The organism is Streptomyces antnestii, assembly GCF_004005495.1.
GTDB classification, from domain to species: domain Bacteria; phylum Actinomycetota; class Actinomycetes; order Streptomycetales; family Streptomycetaceae; genus Streptomyces; species Streptomyces antnestii.
The window spans coordinates 242,969-261,122 of the sequence record NZ_RZYA01000004.1; the positions used below are offsets into that span (position 1 = coordinate 242,969).

Genomic DNA, 18,154 nt, shown 5'->3' on the forward strand with positions numbered 1-18,154 from the left:
CACCTCCGGAACTGCTGTTACCAGCGTGCGCCTCCCAGCGCATCCGCGCACGCGCTCACGCGCTCACGGGCTCACGCGCTCACGCGTCCGGTGTCCAGCCCGTCTCCGCCGCCCATGCCTCCGCCACCACGATCACCAGGTCGACCACCGGGTCCTTGATGTCCGCGTACGTGCCGGTGTCGGAGACCCTGGACGCGAGGGCGTACTTGAAGTGGGCGTACGCCGGGACCGCCGCCGGGTGGGCGCGGAACCAGTCGCGGAACAGCAGGGCCAGGCGCTCGTTGGGGGAGCCGGTGCGGCGGACGTGCAGGTTGACGGGGTCGGCGGCCGGGCCGCGGCGGAACCAGAAGCGCTTGGCCCAGCGGGACAGGTCGTCCTCCAGGCCGGCCGGCACATGGTCGCGGCGGTAGGGGGAGAGAGTGAAGCCCAGGCCGGCGAGGGGCGGGGCGAACACGGCCTCCGCCTCGTCCAGGCCGGCGACGCTCACCTGGAGGTCGTAGACCGGCTTCGCCGCCATCCCCGGGATCGACGTACTGCCGATGTGCTCCACGCGCAGCGCCAACGGGCCGAGCGCGGCGCCGAGTTCGGCGCACAGTGCGAGGCCCCGCTCACGCCAGGCGGCGTCGTACGGGACGACGACGGGCACCTCCGACTCCGTCGTCATCAGACGCGCTCCAGCGGGATGTGCGGCCCGTCCGGCAGGACGACGCGGATCGCGTCACCGGGACGCACCACGCCACCGGTCCGTACGACGCTCATGATGCCGCCCTTGAGGACGACCGCGCCGCTCTCGTCGCGCCCGACGACCTGCTTGAGCAGCCCGTCCTGGAATTGGTCGATCTGCAGACACGGGTTGCGCAGGCCCGTGACCTCGACGACCGCGCCGTCCTCGCCCAGGTGCAGCAGCGTGCCCGTGGGCAGGGCGAGCAGGTCGATGCCGGTCGTCGTGACGTTCTCGCCGAGGTCGCCGGGTGCCACGGAGAAGCCGCGCTCGCCGACCTCGGCGAACAGCTCCTCGTGCATGAGGTGGACCTGCCGCAGGTTCGGCCGGGTCGGGTCCTGCGCGACGCGCGAACGGTGCTTGACCGTGACACCCGCGTGCACGTCACCCTCGACCCCGAGCCCGGCGAGCAGCGTGATGCTCTCCCGGTTCGGCTTCGTGAAGGAGTACGTTCCGTTGCTGCTGACCGCGATGATCGTGCCGCCGTCGAACCTGCCGTCACCGCTCATGCGGGCCCCCGTCTCCGTTTGGTGATCGTGATCCACCGCGGACCCTAATCCCACGTCCCGAAGCGTTCTACCTCCCGGGCGGCGGCACCTGGCCGATGAGCGACCTTTCCGCCACCTTGCGCAGGTGCGCGGCGAACACCTCGGGGGCGTCGGGGGTGAGGGTGCGCAGGGCGACGAGGGCCGTCACCACGACGTCGCAGAGTTCCGCCTCGACGTCCTGCCAGGAGTGGCTCTCGCCCTTGCGCGGGTTCTGTCCCGTGGCGCCGATGACCGCCTCGGCGACCTCGCCGACCTCCTCCGACAGCTTCAGCACGCGCAGCAGGACGGCGTCCTGCCCGGTGCGCCGGCCGTTCGCGTCGAGCCAGGCGCGCAGCCGCTCGACGGTGTCCCACACGTGGTCGTAGGTGAGCGGGGCGAACTCGCGCTGAGTGTTCTCGGGTCGAGTGTTCTCGGGCATGCACCGCAGCCTGTCACGGACGGGCTACTCCTCCATGGTCTCCGGGGAATCGTCCGCATCGCCGGAACCCTCCTCCGGGCTCGGCCCGCCCACCCGCCTGTTGCGCGAGCCGACGACCGCGAGCGCGGCGGCGGCGCTGCCCACGAGCGCGGCCGGCACCATCCAGTGCCGGTCGAGGACGTGGCCCAGCACATGGTCGAGGGAGTAGCGGCCCGCGCCGGTCACCGCGAGTCCGGCGGCGACGAAGCCGAGGAAGGCCGGGTACTCGTAGCCGCCGCCCTGGGCGAAGAACCCGTTGGGCGCGTGCACGGCGGCCGCGCCGGCCATCGTTCCGGCGGCCGCGGCGCCGGCCATGGGGGTGGCGAGGCCGAGGGCGAGCAGGACGCCGCCGCCCGCCTCGCCGACGCCGGCGGCCAGAGCGCTCGCCTTGGCCGGGGCGTAGCCCATGGCCTGCATCGCGGCGGTCGTCCCGTGCAGGCCCCCGCCGCCGAACCAGCCGAGGAGTTTCTGCGCTCCGTGAGCGGCGAGCACGCCGCCCGTGCCCACGCGCAGCGCGAGCAGTCCGAGGTCACGTCGGTCCATACAAGGCATGTCACAAGTCATGGTCCTACGGTCCGGCAGGCCGGGCCCCGGCACCCGGTGCGCGGGCCCGTTCGGGTGGCGGGCCGGGTGGCGGGCCCGGGGCCGCGGGGTGAGTCTGGCCCGGGGGCCGGGCCGAGGGGCCTGTCGCCCCGCAGCCCGGCGACGTACGACCGGAAGGCCCGGCACCGTAGCGCCGGAAGGAGAGACGAGACGTCATGCCCATCCAGACAGCGAAGCTCAGCGACCCGGCCGTCCGGGCCTTCGTGACCGCGGTGAACGCCCATGACCGGGAGGCCTTCCGGGCCGTCCTCGCGCCCGGCGCGACGATGGCCGACGACGGGTCGGACCGGGACGTCGACGAGTGGACCGGCCGCGAGATCTTCGACTCCAACGGGCACATGGAGATCGAGAAGGAGTACGCGCACGGCCTCGCCCTGACGGCCCTCTACCGCAACGACGCCTGGGGCGAGATGCGGACGAAGTGGCAGTTCACCGTGGACGGGGGCAAGGTCACCCGCTTCGAGACCGGCCAGGCGTAGGCCCCGACCGCACACCCGCCGAACGCCCCCGAAGGGGCGTTCGTGGTGCAGGCAACCGCTCCGCGGCCCGGGTCGTTTCCTGCGGTACTGAGGCAGGTTCCCCCACCCGTCGACCGCGGAACGGTTGCCCGCGTTCCCCCCTCTGGCGATGGCTCAGTGGCAGTACGCCCGTGGCAGTACGCCCGTGGCGGTTCACCCTCCGAATGTGAAGCTCCGGTGGAGGTGCGTCGATCATACGATCTGCACTGCCCTGAATTGTGCCGGTAGGCCCCATTCCGTTTGTGTAGATTCTTTGGCTCAACCACGCCCGATGTACGGCATGTTCGTCGCCAGGACCGTAGCGAACTGGACATTGGCCTCCAGCGGCAGCTCGGCCATGTGACGCACCGTGCGCGCCACGTCCGCGACGTCCATCACCGGCTCCGTGGCGAGCGACCCGTTCGCCTGGAGGATCCCGGTCTGCATACGCTCCGTCATGTCCGTCGCCGCGTTGCCGATGTCGATCTGCCCGCACGCGATCCGGTACGGACGCCCGTCCAGGGAGAGCGACTTCGTCAGCCCCGTCAGCGCGTGCTTCGTCGTCGTGTACGCCGTCGAGCGCGGCCGGGGCGTGTGCGCCGAGATGGACCCGTTGTTGATGATCCGGCCGCCCTGCGGGTCCTGCTCCTTCATCTGCCGAAACGCCGCCTGCGCGCACAGGAACGCGCCGTTGAGGTTCGTGTCGACGACCTGCCGCCAGGACTCGTAGTCCAGTTCCTCGACGGGGGCCGCGGGGCCGAACGTTCCCGCGTTGTTGAAGAGCAGGTCCAGGCGCCCGAACCGGTCCCGTACCGCGGTGAAGAGCGCGGCCACGTCGTCGGGGCGCGTGACGTCGGTCGGCACCGACAGGGACTCGGCGGCGGGGGCGAGGGCCGCCGTCGCGTCGAGGGTCTCGGCGCGACGGCCGGCGAGGGCCACCCGCCAGCCCGCGCGGAGCAGTTCGAGGGCGACGGCCCGGCCGATTCCGGAGCCCGCGCCGGTCACCACGGCGGTCGGTACGTGCCGGCCCGGGGCGTTGTGCTGAGCGTTCATGGCCCCGGAGCGTACGGCAGGACCGGGTGCGGGGAGATCGCCCTTCCGCCATGTGGAGACCGCCGGGCCCAGGCGGGCCGGCCGAGCTGAGAGCATGGGCAATCGAATAGACGACCGAGAGGGGGACCGCATGCCGGACCACGGCCGCGAGCACGCGTCCGCACGCGATGCGCGACGCATACCCGAGGCGCCCGACGCACCCGAGGCGCCGGACGCACCCGTCCCGGGACCCGCGCTCACCGCGCGCCGCCGCACCGGCTTCCTCGTCACCCTCGTCCTCGGCGGCCTCACCGCCGTACCGCCGTTGTCCATGGACATGTACCTCCCGGCGCTCCCGGAGGTCACCGGCGCGCTGCACACCTCGGCCGCCACCGCCCAGCTCACCCTCACCGCCTGCCTCACCGGCATGGCGCTCGGGCAGCTCGCGGTCGGCCCGATGAGCGACAAGTGGGGCCGAAGACGCCCCCTCCTCATCGGCCTCCTCGTCTACATCGCCGCCACCGCAATCTGCGCCCTCGCCCCCACCGCCCCGCTCCTCATCGGCTTCCGCCTGGTCCAGGGCCTCGCCGGGGCCGCCGGCATCGTGATCGCGCGAGCGGTCGTGCGCGACCTGTACGACGGCGTGGAGATGGCCCGCTTCTTCTCCACCCTCATGCTGATCTCCGGCGTCGCCCCGATCGTCGCGCCCCTGATCGGCGGCCAGGTCCTGCGGATCACGGACTGGCGCGGCATCTTCGTCGTCCTCACCGCCGTCGGCATCGCGCTGACCGCCCTCGTGTGGAAGGGCCTGCCCGAGACGCTCGCCCCCGGGCGCCGGCACGGCGGCGGCACCGCCGAGGCACTGCGCACCATGCGCGGCCTCCTCGCCGACCGCGTCTTCACCGGCTACCTGCTCGCGGGCGGCTTCGCGTTCGCCGCCCTGTTCGCCTACATCAGCGCCTCCCCGTTCGTGGTGCAGGAAATCTTCGGCGCCTCGCCCCAGACCTTCAGCCTCCTGTTCGGCATCAACTCCGTCGGGCTGATCGCCGTGGGCCAGATCAACGGCAAGCTCCTCGTCGGCCGTGTCAGCCTCGACAAGGCACTCGCCGCCGGCCTCGTGATCACCGCGCTCGCCGCCGCCGCGCTCCTGCTGATGGCGACCGGCGCCCTCGGTGACGTCGGCCTCGCCCCGGTCGCGGCCGGCCTGTTCGTCCTCATGTCGGCGATGGGCCTCACCCTGCCCAACACCAACGCCCTCGCCCTGATGCGCACCCCGCACGCCGCGGGCTCCGCCTCCGCGCTCCTCGGCACCTCCTCCTTCCTGGTCGGCGCGATCGCCTCACCGCTCGTCGGCGTCGCGGGCGAGGACACCGCCGTCCCGATGGCCGTCGTCCAACTGGCCTGCGCGCTGGCGGCCCTCGTCTGCTTCGTGGGACTGTGCCGCCCCTGGCGCCGCGGTACCGAGCCGACGCCGGAGGAGACAGCGGCCCCGTGGACAGACTGAACAGGCAGAGCACCCCGCGCCTGCGCCCCGGCACCCCCGAACGCGCCGGGCTCGACCCCGACGAGCTGCGCCACCTCGTCCAGGACGTACGCGAACTGCCGCGCGGGGCACGCCCCTGGTGCGCGGGCGCCGTCGTCCTCGCCGGCCGCGGCCCCGTCGTCGCCGCGCACGAGGCGGCCGGCTGGGCGCAGCGGTACCTCGCCTACGACGAGACGGCCGACCGCGGCGTCGAACTCCCGCCGGCCGCCCGCACCCCCATGCACCCCGACACCCCCTTCGACCTCGCGTCGGTCACCAAGCTGTTCACGACGGTCGCCGCCGTGCAGCAACTGGAGCGCGGCGCCCTCGACCTCGACGCGCCGGTCGGCTCCTACGTGCCCGAGTTCACCGCCGCCGCCGAGCACGGCGTCACGATCCGCCGGCTCCTCACCCACACCTCGGGCCTGCGCCCCGAACTCCCGCTCTACGACTGCCCGGACGACGCGTCACGCCTCGCGGCCCTGCACGCCGAGGCCCCCTCGTCCCCGCCTGGCACGTACCTCTACTCCGACCTCAACATGCTGCTGCTCCAGCACGTACTGGAACGCGTCGCGCGCCGCCCCCTCGACGTCCTCGTACGCGACGGCATCACCCGGCCCCTCGGCATGACCGCGACCGGCTTCGGCCCGTGCCCCGGCGCCGCCGCCACCGAGGACCAGCGCCGGCCCTGGGCGAAGGCCGACCGGGGCCTGGTGCGCGGCGCCGTCCACGACGAGAACGCCTGGGCGCTCGGCGGGGTCGCCGGCCACGCGGGTCTCTTCTCCACGGCGCACGACCTCGCGGTCCTGTGCCGCGCCCTCCTCAACGGAGGCTCGTACGGGACCGCCCGCATCCTCGGCCCCGACCATGTCGACCTGATGCTGACGGCCCCCGGGCTCGGCTTCCGGATCGACCAGCCGTGGTTCATGGGCGAGCTCGCGGGCCGCGGCGCGGCGGGCCACTGCGGCTTCACCGGCACGTCGGTCGTCCTCGACCGCGCCACGGACACCTTCCTGATCCTCCTCGCGAACACGGTCCACCCGCGCCGCAGGCCCCCGCGGAACGGGCCGCGCGCGGCGGCGGCGACGCGTCTGGCGCGGGCCGTGGGCGCGTAGCCGTCTTGCCTCCGGGCCCCCGGCGCGACCGTAGAATCAGGGGGTGAACGCCCCCCTGACCCCTTACTCGCCGGCCTCCCCGGCCGACACCCTGCGTGCGGCGCTCGCGGGCCTGCTCGACGGGCTGCCGCCCACCCAGGCGGCGCGCGCCGTCGACCGGCTGATCGCGAGCTACCGGGGGAGCACCCCCACGGACGCGCCGATCCTGCGGGACCGGGCCGACGTCGCCGCCTACGCCGCGTACCGGATGCCGGCGACCTTCGAGGCCGTCCGCTCGGCGCTCGGCGCGCTCGCCGACGCGGCGCCGCAGGGCTGGGCGCCCGGGAGCCAGGTGGACGTGGGCGGCGGGACGGGCGCCGCGGTGTGGGCCGCCGCCGACACGTGGGCGGGCGAGCGCCCGGTCACGGTCCTCGACTGGGCCGAGCCCGCCCTCGCCCTCGGCCGTGAACTGGCCGCCTCCTGCCACCGGTTGGCGTCCGTGAAGTGGCAGCGCTCTCGTATCGGAGCGGCGCTCACCATCGAGAGCACCGATCTCGTGACGGTGTCGTACGTCCTCAAGGAACTGACCCCGGACGACCGCCGCGCGGTGGTCGACGCGGCGGCCCGCTCCGCGAGCGAGAACGGCGCGGTGGTCGTCGTCGAGCCCGGTACCCCCGACGGCTACGAGCGGATCATCGAGGCCCGGCAGCGCCTCGTCGACGCCGGGTTCCACGTCGCCGCGCCCTGCCCGCACAGCGACGCCTGCCCCATCGAGCCCGGCACCGACTGGTGCCACTTCTCCGCCCGGGTCAGCAGGTCGTCGCTGCACCGCCAGGTCAAGGGCGGATCACTGGCGTACGAGGACGAGAAGTTCAGCTATGTGTGCGCGACGCGGTTCGTGCCCGAACCTGTGGCGGCGCGCATTGTGCGCCGCCCGCAGATCCGTAAGGGCCAGGTGCTCCTGGATCTGTGCGAGGCCGAGGGCGGCCTGGGCCGCGAGACGGTGACGAAGCGGCACGGGCCGCTGTACCGGGCCGCGCGCGACGCGGACTGGGGCGACGGGTGGCCTCCGGCCCAGTAAGGGAGGGTGCGGGTTTTCGTCCGCGGGACGGTGGGGGCTGATCGCGCAGTTCCCCACGCCCCTTACGCGGGGCGCAGTTCCTGCGCACAAGTGAGACGACACGTCTCGGTTCGCCCGCTGCTACATTCGGGTCATGGCCCAGAAGACCACCCCCGACTCCAACCGCCGCAGCGAGCGCTCGCGCCGCGCGATCTACGAGGCCGCGCTCGCCCTCGTCGCCGAGGTCGGCTACCCCAGGACCACCATCGAGGGCATCGCCTCCCGCGCGGGCGTCGGCAAGCAGACGATCTACCGCTGGTGGTCCTCCAAGGCCGAGGTCCTGATGGAGGCGTTCGTCGACCTCGGCGTCCAGGCGGCGGAGGCGGCCGGGCAGGGGGCGGCCGGTCAGGGGGGCTGGGCGGAGGCGGACGGCATCCCGGACACCGGTGACCTGGAGGCCGACCTCAAGACGGTCCTGCGCGCCACCGTCGACGAGCTCCTCGACCCCCGCTACGACGCCGCGGCCCGCGCCCTCGCCGCCGAGGGCGTCGCCAACCCCACGTTCGGCGAGGAGTTCGTCGGCCTGCTCCTCATGCCCTCCCTCGAGCTGTACGCGCGGCGGCTGCGCGCCGCCCAGGACGCCGGCCAGGTACGCGCCGAGATCGACCCGTACATCGCCCGCGACCTGTTCGTCTCGCCGCTGGCCCAGCGCTGGCTCCAGGGCACGGGCCCCCTGGACCACGCCTACGCCGACACTCTCGTCGAGTACGCCCTGTACGGGATCAGCCCGCGCTGACCGGCGCGCCCGCCCCCGACGGCGTACGGGCCAGCAGCCCCGGCGCGTCCGAGATCACGCCGTCGCAGCCGAGCCGCAGCACCCGGTCCCGCTGCCGGGGCGTGTTCACCGTGTGCGCCCACACCCGGGGGATCCCGGACCGCACGGCCCGTACGAGATCGGCGTCGCGCGCCCGGTAGTCCACGTCGAGCAGGTCGACGAACCGCGCCCAGCGCGCCGGACGGTCCGTGCGCATCTGCTCCTCGGAGCGCCACAGCTGCGCCGTGAGGCCCAGCTGGTGCGCGCGCAGGGCGACGGCCGGGTCGTTGGAGTTCACGAACACGGAGCGGGTCAGGCCCCGGCGGTGGATCATCCCGGAGAGCCCGCCCAGGCTCCGTGGGTCCTTCGCCTCCAGCATCAGCACGGTGCGGCCGCCGAAACGGTCGAGCACCTGCGCCACCGTCGGCAGCCGCTCCGACCGCCAGCGGCCCGGCAGCGAGGCCCGGGGGCGCAGCCGCACGGCCGCCCACTGCCGCGCGTCGATCCGGTCGACCGGGCCCGAGGCGTACGTCGTGCGGTCCAGGGTCGGATCGTGCAGGACCACGAGCGTGCCGTCGCGCAGCATCCGGGTGTCGAAGTCGAGGACCTGCGCGGTGCCGCGTCCGTAGGCGGCGGCCAGGCCCGACATGCTGTTCTCCGGGACCTCCAGGGCGCCGCCGCGGTGCGCCGTCAGGGCGACGCGGGGGAGGCTGTCCACGGTCAGCGGGGCGGGACCCCACTCGACCGGCGAGAGGACCGACGGGGCGAGGGCCAGTAGCCCGCCGAGGCTCAACAGCGCAGACCGTGTGACCATGCCGACCACCGTAGGCGCGGAAATCACCACAAAGCAGCTAATGACACCCGATTGTCCTCCGCGCCTCGTATCGCTCGGCATCACCCCGGGTACCCCGGATGTGGACTGTGGCCCCCCGCGGCGCAGGATGGTGCGACCATGGGAGATGCTTCTCGGTACTACGGTGAGGTGAGGGGATAGATGGGCGCGGAGTACGGCCGCCGGTCCGGCGGACAGGGCAGGATCTCCCAGTGGCTGCGCGCCCGGCGCCCCAAGGAGGCCGAGGGCGACGGCGGCCGCGAGGCGCTGCTCCTGGCCGCGGCCGCCGCGGGACTGCCGCTCGCACCCGCCGCGTACCCCTCCGACTACCGGTGTTCGTGCAGCCGCATCGGCTGTCCCACGCCCGGCCGGCACCCCGTCTCCTTCGCCTGGCAGACGCAGTCCACGACGGACCGCGCCCAGATCCAGCGCTGGGCCGAGCACCAGCCCCTCGCCAACTTCATCACCGCGACCGGAATGGTCCACGACGTCCTGGACGTCCCCCTGGACGCCGGCCGCGAAGCGCTCGAACGCCTCCTGGCCGCCGGGATCGACGTGGGCCCCGTCGCCGATTCCGGCGGCGACCGCATGCTCTTCTTCACCGCCACCCGCGGCACCCCCGAGGACGAGGACGAGTGGTGGCCCTGCGAGCTTGACTGCCACCCCGAGACCATGGACGAGCACCCCGGCCTGCGCTGGCACTGCCGCGGTTCGTACGTACTCGTGCCGCCCGCCCGGCTGCCCGGTGAGCGCTCCGTCGACTGGGTACGCGGCCTCGAACACCCGCTGCCCGACCCGCTGACGCTCCTCGAAGTCCTCACCGACTCCTGCGCGCGCTTCGCCGGCGACGAACAGGCCGCGGCCTGGCCCTCGCGCGGCTGACAGCGCCGCGCGGGGCGAGGCGGAGCGGGGCGGAGCGAGGTGGGGCGGGTCAGCTGCCCTTGGCGCCGGTCAGGCCCTCGAGCCGCGTCAGTATGTCCACGTCGCCGCCCTTCGCCGGGTCGACGGCCACCTGGTTCGAGACCCGCTCCAGCGTCAGCGACTGCTTCAGGTCGCCCGTCATCAGCGCCTTCACGTTCTCGTTGTCGACCGTGATGCTGAGACCCTTGGACGCCGTCTGCTTCTCGTAGTGATGCGTCGCGAAGAACACCATCGCGCCGCCGTCCGCGGTGCGCAGACCCACCGGCGCGTAGTCCCCCGACGTCAGGGGCTCGTCGACGTACTGCCGGGCGAGACCCGGGCGGCTCGCGGTCCTCTCCCGCGTCGTCCGCCACTCGGACGTGTGCCGGCCCGGTGCGAAACCGTTCCCGCCGTCCTTGAGATACGTCGCGTACGACCGGCTCAGATCCTCCGGCGCCACCGCGAGAGCCGCGTCGTCCGCCGTCACGGGCTGCGCCCAGCCGTCCTTGTCCTTCTTCAGCTCGGGCACGTCCCCGGGGGACATCAGCGTCAGATACGACACCTGCCACGGCCGCCCCGCGTCGCTCCGGGTGAAGACGAGCATCCACCGGAAGTCACCGCCCCGATTGGCCTTGGTGTCCGCGACGAACCAGCGCGGCCACCCCGCCTTCTTCGGGATCGAGAACCGGGCGTCCGACAGGACGAGCGGCGTGTGATTCGCGTTGCCGTCCGGGTGGTTGACGTGCCCGGCCTTCAGCTTCGCCGCGTCGATCGCGCCGAGCGCACCGGTCACATGGTCCTCGTCGAGAGACCGGTCGTACGCCTTGTCGGCCTTGTTGTACGCGGTGGTGAAGTCCTTCAGGGCGCGGGCGGCCTCGGCCTTACCGGCCGCCGGGACGACCTCCCGCTCCCCGTGCACCGTCACACACCCGCTCGCCGTGACCGCCACCGCGGCCGCGAGGGCCACCATGGTGGCCGGCTTCCTGAGACCACCAGGCCTGCGGAGGAGCTTGCTCATCGACTCTCTTCACCTTCCCCTTCCCGGGCCCGAACCCTATCGGGGAGGGGAGCGGCGGATGCGCCCGGATCAGGCTTCGGCGGACTCGCGGGGCGCCGGCGCCCCGGCCTTCGCCTTCCGGGACAGGAAACCGGACGGCGCGAAGAACACCGCGAGCGTCACGGTCAAGTACGCCAGCCAGACGACGACCTGAAGCACGGTCGGGTCGGGCTGGAAGTTGAACACGCCCTTCAGCAGCGTCCCGTACCAGCTGTCCGGCGGGATCGTCGCGCTGATGTCGAACGCCAGGCTGGACAGGCCGCCCAGGAACTGCGCCTCCTGCAGGTCGTGCACGCCGTACGCGAGCACGCCCGCCGCCACGACCACCAGCATGCCGCCGGTCCACGTGAAGAACTTCGCGAGGTTGATCTTCAGGGCGCCCCGGTAGAACAGCCAGCCGAGGACGACCGACGTCAGCAGACCCAGCAGGACCCCGATCAGCGGCCCGTGCGTGCCGTCGTTCGACGCGCGCACCGACGCCCACACGAACAGGGCGGTCTCCAGGCCCTCGCGCCCCACGGCCAGGAACGCCGTCGCGACCAGCGCGGCGGTACCCATCTGGAGGGCGGCGTCCAGCTTGCCGTGCAGCTCGGACTTCAGATGCCGCGCGGTGCGCCGCATCCAGAAGACCATCCAGGTCACCAGACCCACGGCGACGATCGACAGCGAACCGCCGAGCGCCTCCTGCGCCTCGAACGACAGCTCCTGCGAGCCGAAGGTCAGCGCGAACCCGAAACCGAGCGCCACGGCGACGGCGATACCGATACCGATCCAGATGGGACGCAGCGCGTCACGCCGCTCCGTCTTCACCAGATACGCGATCAGAATGCAGACGACGAGAGAGGCCTCGAGCCCCTCGCGCAGACCGATCAGATAGTTGCCGAACATCGTGTCCTCATGCCTCCTTGGAGAACAGCGCCCGGCCCCACCAGTCGCCCGAGTCCCGGACGCCGGGCGGGACGGCGAAGACTGCCGAACCCACGTGCTGGATGTACTCGTTGAGTGCGTCGTGCCGCGACAGGGACCGCTGCAGCGGGATGAACCCCTTGCGCACGTCGCGCTGATAAGCCAGGAAGAACAGGCCCGCGTCGAGCCTGCCGAGACCGTCGGTGCCGTCCGTGAAGGAGTAGCCCCGGCGCAGAATGCGGATGCCGCCGTTGGAGTCCGGGTGCGCGAGGCGGACGTGCGAGGTCGGCTTGAGGGCCTTCAGGAACACGGCGTCGTGCTCCTTGGCCTTGCCGACCGGGGCGCCCTCGCCCTTGTCACGCCCGAAGACGTCCTCCTGCTCGGACAGCGACGTACGGTCCCACGTCTCGATGTTCATGCGGATGCGCCGCGCCACGAGGTAGGAACCGCCGGTCATCCACGCGGGGCCGTCACCGGCGCCCGCCCAGACGTGCTGGTCGAGAGCCTCCCTCTCGGTGCCGGCGATGTTGCGGGTGCCGTCCTTGAAGCCGAACAGGTTGCGCGGGGTCTGCGCGTCCGGCGTCGTCGACGACGTCTTGCCGAACCCGAGCTGGGACCAGCGGACGGCGACCTTGCCGAAGCCGATCCTGGCGAGATTACGGATGGCGTGCACCGCGATCTGGGGATCGTCGGCGCAGGCCTGAATGCACAGATCCCCGTCGCTGCGGGCCTTGTCGAGATTGTCGCCCGGGAACTTCGGCAGGTCGACCAGGGCCTCCGGGCGCTTGTCGGCCAGTCCGAACTTCTCGAACAGGGACGGGCCGAAGCCGATGGTGAGGGTGAGCCGGGACGGCTTGAGCCCCAGGGCCTCGCCGGTGTCGTCCGGAGGCGCCTCCGGCAGCCCGCCGTACGCGCCGTCACCGATGACGCGCCCCTCCGTCATCCTGGCCGCGGCCTTCGTCCAGTCCTTCAGGAGCTGCACGAACTCGTCACGGTCGTCCGTCTTCACGTCGAACGCGGCGAAGTGCAGCCGGTCCTGGACGCCGGTGGCGATGCCGGCCTGATGCGCGCCGTGGAACGCGACCGCGCCCCCCGTGTCCGCGACGGGCTGCGGTTCGTCACCCGAGCGCGTCACGGCGACGGCGCCGCCGGCCGCGGCGGCACCGACGACCAGCCCGGCCCCGCCCATGGCGAGCAGCGAACGCCGGGAAGTCGTACGAGAGTTGGCGCTCTCGCTCGTGGTGTCCGTCATGCCTGACCCCTTACCTGCGTACCCGGACGATTACTTGACGACGACGGCGGCGGCGAGGTGGGACAGCGGCTCGGCGAGCGCGTTGACCGCGTCCGACAGCTCCTTGCGGTCCGCCTTGCCGACCTTGTCGTACGAGGTGAACTCGTAGGAGCCCTTGTCGCCCCGGTACTTGTCGAGCAGCTTGTCCAGAGCGGCGAACTGCTTGTCGAGCTCCTTCGCCAGCGCGGGGTCGTTCTCCGCGGCGACGGGCTTGAGCAGGTCGTACGCCTTCTCGGCGCCCTCGACGTTGCCCTTGAAGTCGACGAGGTCGGTGTGCGAGTAGCGCTCTTCCTCGCCGGTGACCTTGCCGGTCGCGACCTCGTCGAGGAGCTCCTTGGCACCGTTGGCCATGGAGGTCGGCGTGATCTCCGCCTTGCCGACCCGCTCCTGCCAGTCCTTGAGGTCCTTGTCGAGCCGGCCGGCCAGCTCCTTCTCCCTGGAGCCGATCTTCTTGTCCTGCCACAGCGCCTTCTCCAGGCGGTGCCAGCCGGTCCAGTCGGTCTTCGGGTCCTGCCCGGCCTCCAGGCCGTCCTCCCGGACGTCGACCTTCGGGTCGATGTCACCGAAGGACTCGGCGACGGGCTCGGTGCGCTCCCAGCCGATACGGGACGGCGCGTACGCGGCCTGAGCGGCCTTCAGGTCGCCCTTGCGCACGGCGTCCGTGAACGTCTTGGCCTTGGGCAGCGTGTCCTCGGCCTGCTGTTCCACGTACGTGCGGTAGTCGGCGACGGCCTTGTCCAGGCGGGCGTCACGCTTGACGCTCTTGCCGCCGGTGACGGTGACCTTCTGCCGGACGCCGGCGCCCTTCATGCCGGGCTTGCAGGCGATCTCGTACGAGCCGGCCTTGACCTCGGCGGTGAGCTTCTGCTTCGTGCCGGGGCCGATGTTCTCGCGCTCACTGACGATGCGGTCGTCCGGGAAGAGGACGTAGACCTCGGTGACCTTGGAGCCCTTGTTCTCGATCGACAGCTCGACGTGCCCGGCCGGGAACTCGGTCTTCGAGACCTCGCACTTGTCGTCCGTCGCCGTGACCTGGATGACGTGGTCGCCGCCGGCCTTGGCATCGCTCTTCTGGGTGCAGCCCGTGACGGCGGCCAGGGTCGCCGCGGTGGCGGCGGCGGTGACAACTGTGAGTCGGACGGCTCGCATGCGGGCTCCAAGACGTTTCGCAACAGGTGAGTGAGGCAGACCTAACTTAACCGAGGCTTACCTCAGTGCTACCCGGGGGTCCCGTGATTCAGCTCTCACCGGGTGGCCTCATAGCGGGCAGGGGTGCAGGAAAGTCTGATAAGGGGTGAACTGCCCGCCCTTGAGCCCGAGTGATTAACTGCCGGAGTGACGGACTACGACGTGCTGCGCGTGTTCTGTGGACCTCGGGGCGACCACGGCAACGAACTGGGGGTGGTGCGCGACGGCACCGACATCCCCGACCGCGAGGACCGGCAGGCCCTGGCGGCGAAACTGGGCTTCAGCGAGACGGTGTTCGTGGACGACCCCGAACGCGGCGTCATCGACATCTACACGCCGACCCTGAGGCTGCCCTTCGCGGGCCACCCCTGCGTAGGAGTGGCCTGGCTGCTCGATGTGCCGGAGCTGGTCACGCCCGCCGGCGTCGTCGGTACGCGGCTCGACGGCGAGTTCACCTGGATCGAGGCGCGCCCGGAATGGGCCCCCTCGAGGACGTTGAAAACGTACGCATCACCAGCAGTGGTGAACGCCCTCCCTGTTCCCGCGCCCGGCGAATGGATCTACGCCTGGGCGTGGGAGGACGTGGCGGCGGGCCGGGTGCGGGCGCGCGGGTTCCCGGGCCGGGGCGACGGGATCACGGAGGACGAGGCGACGGGCGCGGCGGCGCTGCTGCTCACGGCGGAACTGGGGCGTGCCCTGAACATCACGCAGGGCCGCGGCTCCCAGATCCTCACGGCACCTCAGCCGGCGGGCCTGATCGAGGTGGGCGGCCGTGTGCGACTCGCCTGATCAGGCTGCGCTGCTGAACTCCTCGCCCAGCGCCTTGAACACGTCGGTGTTCAGGGCGAAGGCGAGCTTGCACTCACCCACGATGCGCTGCTTCTCCAGCTCGTCCACACGCACGCCGTCAAGCAGCTCGCGGTAACTCCGTTTGAAGGCGGCGGGATTCTCGATGCCTTCGAAGACGTAGAACCGCACGCCGTCACCCTTCCGGGTGAACCCCCACGCCTTCTCCGCCTTGTCGCGGATGACCTGCCCGCCGGAGAGGTCCCCCAGATACCGGGTGTAGTGGTGGGCCACGTACCCCCCGGGCCAACTCTGGGCGCACTCCGCGACGCGATCGGCGTACGCCTGGGTGGCGGGCAGGGCGGAGAGCCTGGCGCGCCAGTTCTCGCCCCGTAGGTGTGCGAGATCCCGCTCGATCTCGGGGAGTCGGAACAACTCGGGCCGGATGAACGGAGCGGTCACAGGTGAACTCGCTAGTGGACCGGCCGTACCCTCCAACGCCCTGTAGACGAACCACAGTTGCTCCGTGTAGCGGGCATAGGCGTCCACGCCCAGGGCCCCACCCAGAAGATCACTCATGAACGTGGTGCTCTCCGCCTCGGCGTGCTGCTCGTGCGAGGCGGTGCGGATCAGGGTGGAGAACGGCGTGTCCATGAGGCCTCCGCGCATCAAGGTGCGACAGGTTACCGACGTGCTGTCGGTAAAACGCTACCCCGAACCACGATCAAGGCAACATAAAAGGCCCGCCCCTGGTCGGGGGCGGGCCTGTGGTCGGGGGCGGGCCTGCAAAGCGGAGACGCCTTATGGCAGCGTCAGAATGTCCGCGCCGGTGTCCGTGACAACGAGGGTGTGCTCGAACTGAGCAGTCCGCTTCCGGTCCTTGGTCACCACGGTCCACCCGTCGTCCCACATGTCGTACTCATGGGTGCCGAGCGTCAGCATGGGCTCGATGGTGAAGGTCATCCCCGGCTGGATCACCGTGGTCGCGTGGGGGCTGTCGTAGTGCGGAATGATCAGCCCCGAGTGGAACGACGAGTTGATGCCGTGCCCGGTGAAGTCGCGCACGACGCCGTACCCGAACCGCTTCGCGTACGACTCGATGACGCGCCCGATGATGTTGATCTGACGTCCCGGCCGGACGGCCTTGATGGCGCGGTTGAGCGACTCACGGGTTCGCTCGACGAGGAGCCGGGACTCTTCGTCGACATCACCCACCAGGTAAGTGGCGTTGTTGTCCCCGTGGACGCCGCCGATGTACGCGGTCACATCAAGATTCACGATGTCGCCGTCGTTCAGGACGGTCGAGTCGGGGATCCCGTGGCAGATGACCTCGTTGACCGACGTGCACAGCGACTTCGGGAAGTTGCGGTAGCCCAGGGTCGAGGGGTACGCGCCGTGGTCGCACATGAACTCGTGAGCGATCCGGTCGAGCTCGTCCGTGGTCACGCCCGGCGCGATGGCCTTGGCGGCCTCGGCCATGGCCTGGGCGGCGATACGCCCCGCGAGACGCATCGCCTCGACCGTCTCGGGGGTCTGGATCTCCGGTCCCTTGTACGGCGTCGGGGCGGGCTTGCCCACGTACTCGGGACGCCGGATGTTTCCGGGTACGGAACGAGTGGGAGAGAGCTCCCCTGGTACGAGCAGCGACTGGCCAGACATACCAGCGAGTGTATCCAGCGGCCGTGGGGGACCATGGTCATGGCGAGAGGAGCCGCAGATGGCCCTGTTCAAGAAGCGGACCGTCGGGAAGCCCGGCGAGTGGTACTACTGCCTGGAACACCAGAAGGTCGAGGAAGGGCCCGAGTGCCCCAACAAGGACCGTTTCGGCCCGTACGCGACGCGTACCGAGGCCGAACACGCGATGGACACGGCCCGCGAACGCAACCTCGAGTGGGAGTCCGACCCGAAGTGGCACGACGCCAAGGCCCGGAACGACGACGAGACGTGACACCGTCCCCACCGGCGCTCAGTCTGACCGAGTGGTGGGTGGGTCGCTTCTGTTTCGTGGGCTCTGCCGGCTGTAGGGGCCGTTGCGTTTTTGGGTGCGGGGCCGCGGGGGCATGTACGTGCTCGCTGTTCTACGGGTTTACGTGGGGTTCGCGTCCCGTGCGCGTGGTGCTGGTGGCTCCGCGCGCACATGCCCCCACGGCCCCTCCCGTCTCGTGCGCGGCCTGGTGGCCGGTGGGGCTGGCTCTCTCCGGCCCCATTACCAGCCGCCAGGCGGCGGTGACGTCAGCTGGTCGGCCAGCCGGGACAACCTGTCACGGAAGCGCCGCCTCGGCCCCCGCCCCGTAGCGACGGGATTCTCACCCGCCGCCGCACTCACCAGATGCTGCGCCGTGTCGAGATCAAGATCCGGCCCAGGAACAAGCGCCTCATGCGCCATCGCATGCAGGTCACGGTCACTCGCCGACAGCGCGAGCACCGTGGCCCCGGCGCGGCGAGCGTCATGTACTCGCTCCAGCAGCATCTCACCCGGCGCCCCCGGCGCCACTACCAGCAAGGTCTCACCCCGCCGGGCCGCCTCCACCCGCCCGAGACCCACCGCGAGATGCGCCGGATCCCCCTCGCCCGCACCATGCCGCACCAGCGTCGGCGACAGCTCCGGCATCCCGGACCACGCGGCCTCGTCCACCAGATGCGCCGCGAGATGCCACGGCTCGTACTCCGGCGTCCCGACGAGCAGCAGCCCACCCCCATGCGGCACGACGGACGTCCGCAACGCCCCCGCGAAGCGGCGCGTCTCGCCCAGCCACTCGGTTCCGGCGAGCACTTCCCGCAGCAGTGCGACCCGTACGGCGTCCATGCCTGCGCATCCTGCCTCAACAGTTGACTCGTCAGGCCGA

At 71.6% G+C, this 18,154-nt stretch carries 21 protein-coding genes; 8 read left to right on the forward strand and 13 right to left on the reverse strand.

Translation table 11 applies throughout. The annotated features are described in order from the left end of the window. Positions 1 to 79: 79 nt before the first annotated feature. The 4 genes from EOT10_RS11515 to EOT10_RS11530 all read right to left on the reverse strand — a co-directional run bounded on the left by EOT10_RS11515 (position 80) and on the right by EOT10_RS11530 (position 2,278). Positions 80 to 664, reverse strand: coding sequence for a GrpB family protein (locus EOT10_RS11515; protein WP_127828021.1), 585 nt, complete (start codon positions 662 to 664; stop codon positions 80 to 82). Beyond that, positions 664 to 1,230 (reverse strand): MOSC domain-containing protein, encoded by a 567-nt coding sequence (locus EOT10_RS11520; protein WP_127828022.1) that lies wholly within the window; start codon positions 1,228 to 1,230, stop codon positions 664 to 666. Before EOT10_RS11520 ends, EOT10_RS11515 begins: the two co-directional genes overlap by 1 nt. 67 nt (positions 1,231 to 1,297) lie before the next feature. Next, positions 1,298 to 1,687 carry a MazG-like family protein gene (locus tag EOT10_RS11525; RefSeq protein ID WP_127828023.1) on the reverse strand — a complete coding sequence of 130 codons (390 nt, stop codon included), beginning with the start codon at positions 1,685 to 1,687 and terminating at the stop codon, positions 1,298 to 1,300. 24 nt (positions 1,688 to 1,711) lie between these two features. After that, positions 1,712 to 2,278 (reverse strand): DoxX family protein, encoded by a 567-nt coding sequence (locus EOT10_RS11530; protein WP_127828024.1) that lies wholly within the window; start codon positions 2,276 to 2,278, stop codon positions 1,712 to 1,714. Between the two features lie 206 nt (positions 2,279 to 2,484). On the opposite strand from EOT10_RS11530, the gene EOT10_RS11535 reads away from it, so the two are divergent. After that, positions 2,485 to 2,808 carry a nuclear transport factor 2 family protein gene (locus EOT10_RS11535; protein WP_127828025.1) on the forward strand — a complete coding sequence of 108 codons (324 nt, stop codon included), beginning with the start codon at positions 2,485 to 2,487 and terminating at the stop codon, positions 2,806 to 2,808. 297 nt (positions 2,809 to 3,105) lie between these two features. On the opposite strand, the gene EOT10_RS11540 is transcribed toward EOT10_RS11535, so the two are convergent. Beyond that, on the reverse strand, positions 3,106 to 3,879 hold the full coding sequence (locus EOT10_RS11540) for an SDR family oxidoreductase (RefSeq protein ID WP_127828026.1): 774 nt from the start codon (positions 3,877 to 3,879) through the stop codon (positions 3,106 to 3,108). Positions 3,880 to 4,009: 130 nt separating this feature from the next. Between EOT10_RS11540 and EOT10_RS11545 the strand changes: the two genes are divergently transcribed. From EOT10_RS11545 to EOT10_RS11560, 4 genes are all read left to right on the forward strand, one after another. Then, on the forward strand, positions 4,010 to 5,362 hold the full coding sequence (locus tag EOT10_RS11545; RefSeq protein WP_189491443.1) for a multidrug effflux MFS transporter: 1,353 nt from the start codon (positions 4,010 to 4,012) through the stop codon (positions 5,360 to 5,362). Further along, complete coding sequence (locus EOT10_RS11550) at positions 5,350 to 6,495, forward strand: serine hydrolase domain-containing protein (protein ID WP_127828028.1); 1,146 nt, start codon at positions 5,350 to 5,352, stop codon at positions 6,493 to 6,495. Before EOT10_RS11545 ends, EOT10_RS11550 begins: the two co-directional genes overlap by 13 nt. A 43-nt stretch (positions 6,496 to 6,538) precedes the next feature. After that, a complete protein-coding gene (locus EOT10_RS11555; RefSeq protein ID WP_127828029.1) occupies positions 6,539 to 7,555 on the forward strand; it encodes a small ribosomal subunit Rsm22 family protein in 1,017 nt (338 codons plus the stop codon). Between the two features lie 133 nt (positions 7,556 to 7,688). Beyond that, positions 7,689 to 8,330: a TetR/AcrR family transcriptional regulator gene (locus EOT10_RS11560; RefSeq protein ID WP_127828030.1), complete on the forward strand. Its 642-nt coding sequence runs from the start codon at positions 7,689 to 7,691 to the stop codon at positions 8,328 to 8,330. On the opposite strand, the gene EOT10_RS11565 is transcribed toward EOT10_RS11560, so the two are convergent. Next, on the reverse strand, positions 8,317 to 9,162 hold the full coding sequence (locus EOT10_RS11565) for a glycerophosphodiester phosphodiesterase (RefSeq protein ID WP_127828031.1): 846 nt from the start codon (positions 9,160 to 9,162) through the stop codon (positions 8,317 to 8,319). The genes EOT10_RS11560 and EOT10_RS11565 overlap by 14 nt on opposite strands. Positions 9,163 to 9,342: 180 nt before the next feature. On the opposite strand from EOT10_RS11565, the gene EOT10_RS11570 reads away from it, so the two are divergent. Next, positions 9,343 to 10,062 (forward strand): bifunctional DNA primase/polymerase, encoded by a 720-nt coding sequence (locus tag EOT10_RS11570; RefSeq protein ID WP_127828032.1) that lies wholly within the window; start codon positions 9,343 to 9,345, stop codon positions 10,060 to 10,062. Between the two features lie 49 nt (positions 10,063 to 10,111). On the opposite strand, the gene EOT10_RS11575 is transcribed toward EOT10_RS11570, so the two are convergent. From EOT10_RS11575 to efeO, 4 genes are all read right to left on the reverse strand, one after another. After that, the gene (locus tag EOT10_RS11575) at positions 10,112 to 11,098 is read right to left on the reverse strand and encodes an SCO2278 family lipoprotein (RefSeq protein ID WP_223280932.1); all 987 of its coding nucleotides are present in this window, start codon (positions 11,096 to 11,098) and stop codon (positions 10,112 to 10,114) included. 69 nt (positions 11,099 to 11,167) lie between these two features. After that, positions 11,168 to 12,025: an iron uptake transporter permease EfeU gene (efeU, locus tag EOT10_RS11580; protein ID WP_127828033.1), complete on the reverse strand. Its 858-nt coding sequence runs from the start codon at positions 12,023 to 12,025 to the stop codon at positions 11,168 to 11,170. A gap of 7 nt (positions 12,026 to 12,032) precedes the next feature. Further along, positions 12,033 to 13,295: an iron uptake transporter deferrochelatase/peroxidase subunit gene (efeB, locus tag EOT10_RS11585; protein ID WP_127828034.1), complete on the reverse strand. Its 1,263-nt coding sequence runs from the start codon at positions 13,293 to 13,295 to the stop codon at positions 12,033 to 12,035. 30 nt (positions 13,296 to 13,325) lie between these two features. After that, the gene (gene efeO / locus EOT10_RS11590; protein WP_127828035.1) at positions 13,326 to 14,483 is read right to left on the reverse strand and encodes an iron uptake system protein EfeO; all 1,158 of its coding nucleotides are present in this window, start codon (positions 14,481 to 14,483) and stop codon (positions 13,326 to 13,328) included. A gap of 186 nt (positions 14,484 to 14,669) precedes the next feature. Between efeO and EOT10_RS11595 the strand changes: the two genes are divergently transcribed. Next, positions 14,670 to 15,311 carry a PhzF family phenazine biosynthesis protein gene (locus EOT10_RS11595; protein ID WP_127828036.1) on the forward strand — a complete coding sequence of 214 codons (642 nt, stop codon included), beginning with the start codon at positions 14,670 to 14,672 and terminating at the stop codon, positions 15,309 to 15,311. On the opposite strand, the gene EOT10_RS11600 is transcribed toward EOT10_RS11595, so the two are convergent. Further along, on the reverse strand, positions 15,312 to 15,962 hold the full coding sequence (locus EOT10_RS11600) for a biliverdin-producing heme oxygenase (protein WP_127828037.1): 651 nt from the start codon (positions 15,960 to 15,962) through the stop codon (positions 15,312 to 15,314). A gap of 147 nt (positions 15,963 to 16,109) precedes the next feature. Further along, complete coding sequence (map, locus tag EOT10_RS11605) at positions 16,110 to 16,967, reverse strand: type I methionyl aminopeptidase (RefSeq protein ID WP_127828038.1); 858 nt, start codon at positions 16,965 to 16,967, stop codon at positions 16,110 to 16,112. Positions 16,968 to 17,025: 58 nt separating this feature from the next. Between map and EOT10_RS11610 the strand changes: the two genes are divergently transcribed. Beyond that, positions 17,026 to 17,256, forward strand: coding sequence for a hypothetical protein (locus EOT10_RS11610; RefSeq protein ID WP_127828039.1), 231 nt, complete (start codon positions 17,026 to 17,028; stop codon positions 17,254 to 17,256). Positions 17,257 to 17,514: 258 nt separating this feature from the next. Here the strand turns inward: EOT10_RS11610 and EOT10_RS11615 are convergent, their stop codons facing one another. Continuing rightward, entirely contained in the window at positions 17,515 to 18,114 is a 600-nt protein-coding gene (locus EOT10_RS11615; RefSeq protein ID WP_127828040.1) for a hypothetical protein, read from the reverse strand. Positions 18,115 to 18,154 lie beyond the last annotated feature (40 nt).

Excerpts from the sequence above, each read along its gene's own strand:
- EOT10_RS11515 (WP_127828021.1), bottom strand. The coding sequence starts at position 664 with ATGACGACGGAGTCGGAGGTGCCCGTCGTCGTCCCGTACGACGCCGCC.
- EOT10_RS11520 (WP_127828022.1), bottom strand. The coding sequence starts at position 1,230 with ATGAGCGGTGACGGCAGGTTCGACGGCGGCACGATCATCGCGGTCAGC.
- EOT10_RS11525 (WP_127828023.1), bottom strand. The coding sequence starts at position 1,687 with ATGCCCGAGAACACTCGACCCGAGAACACTCAGCGCGAGTTCGCCCCG.
- EOT10_RS11530 (WP_127828024.1), bottom strand. The coding sequence starts at position 2,278 with ATGCCTTGTATGGACCGACGTGACCTCGGACTGCTCGCGCTGCGCGTG.
- EOT10_RS11535 (WP_127828025.1), top strand. The coding sequence starts at position 2,485 with ATGCCCATCCAGACAGCGAAGCTCAGCGACCCGGCCGTCCGGGCCTTC.
- EOT10_RS11540 (WP_127828026.1), bottom strand. The coding sequence starts at position 3,879 with ATGAACGCTCAGCACAACGCCCCGGGCCGGCACGTACCGACCGCCGTG.
- EOT10_RS11545 (WP_189491443.1), top strand. The coding sequence starts at position 4,010 with ATGCCGGACCACGGCCGCGAGCACGCGTCCGCACGCGATGCGCGACGC.
- EOT10_RS11560 (WP_127828030.1), top strand. The coding sequence starts at position 7,689 with ATGGCCCAGAAGACCACCCCCGACTCCAACCGCCGCAGCGAGCGCTCG.
- EOT10_RS11565 (WP_127828031.1), bottom strand. The coding sequence starts at position 9,162 with ATGGTCACACGGTCTGCGCTGTTGAGCCTCGGCGGGCTACTGGCCCTC.
- EOT10_RS11570 (WP_127828032.1), top strand. The coding sequence starts at position 9,343 with ATGGGCGCGGAGTACGGCCGCCGGTCCGGCGGACAGGGCAGGATCTCC.
- EOT10_RS11575 (WP_223280932.1), bottom strand. The coding sequence starts at position 11,098 with ATGAGCAAGCTCCTCCGCAGGCCTGGTGGTCTCAGGAAGCCGGCCACC.
- efeU (WP_127828033.1), bottom strand. The coding sequence starts at position 12,025 with ATGTTCGGCAACTATCTGATCGGTCTGCGCGAGGGGCTCGAGGCCTCT.
- efeB (WP_127828034.1), bottom strand. The coding sequence starts at position 13,295 with ATGACGGACACCACGAGCGAGAGCGCCAACTCTCGTACGACTTCCCGG.
- efeO (WP_127828035.1), bottom strand. The coding sequence starts at position 14,483 with ATGCGAGCCGTCCGACTCACAGTTGTCACCGCCGCCGCCACCGCGGCG.
- EOT10_RS11600 (WP_127828037.1), bottom strand. The coding sequence starts at position 15,962 with ATGGACACGCCGTTCTCCACCCTGATCCGCACCGCCTCGCACGAGCAG.
- map (WP_127828038.1), bottom strand. The coding sequence starts at position 16,967 with ATGTCTGGCCAGTCGCTGCTCGTACCAGGGGAGCTCTCTCCCACTCGT.
- EOT10_RS11610 (WP_127828039.1), top strand. The coding sequence starts at position 17,026 with ATGGCCCTGTTCAAGAAGCGGACCGTCGGGAAGCCCGGCGAGTGGTAC.
- EOT10_RS11615 (WP_127828040.1), bottom strand. The coding sequence starts at position 18,114 with ATGGACGCCGTACGGGTCGCACTGCTGCGGGAAGTGCTCGCCGGAACC.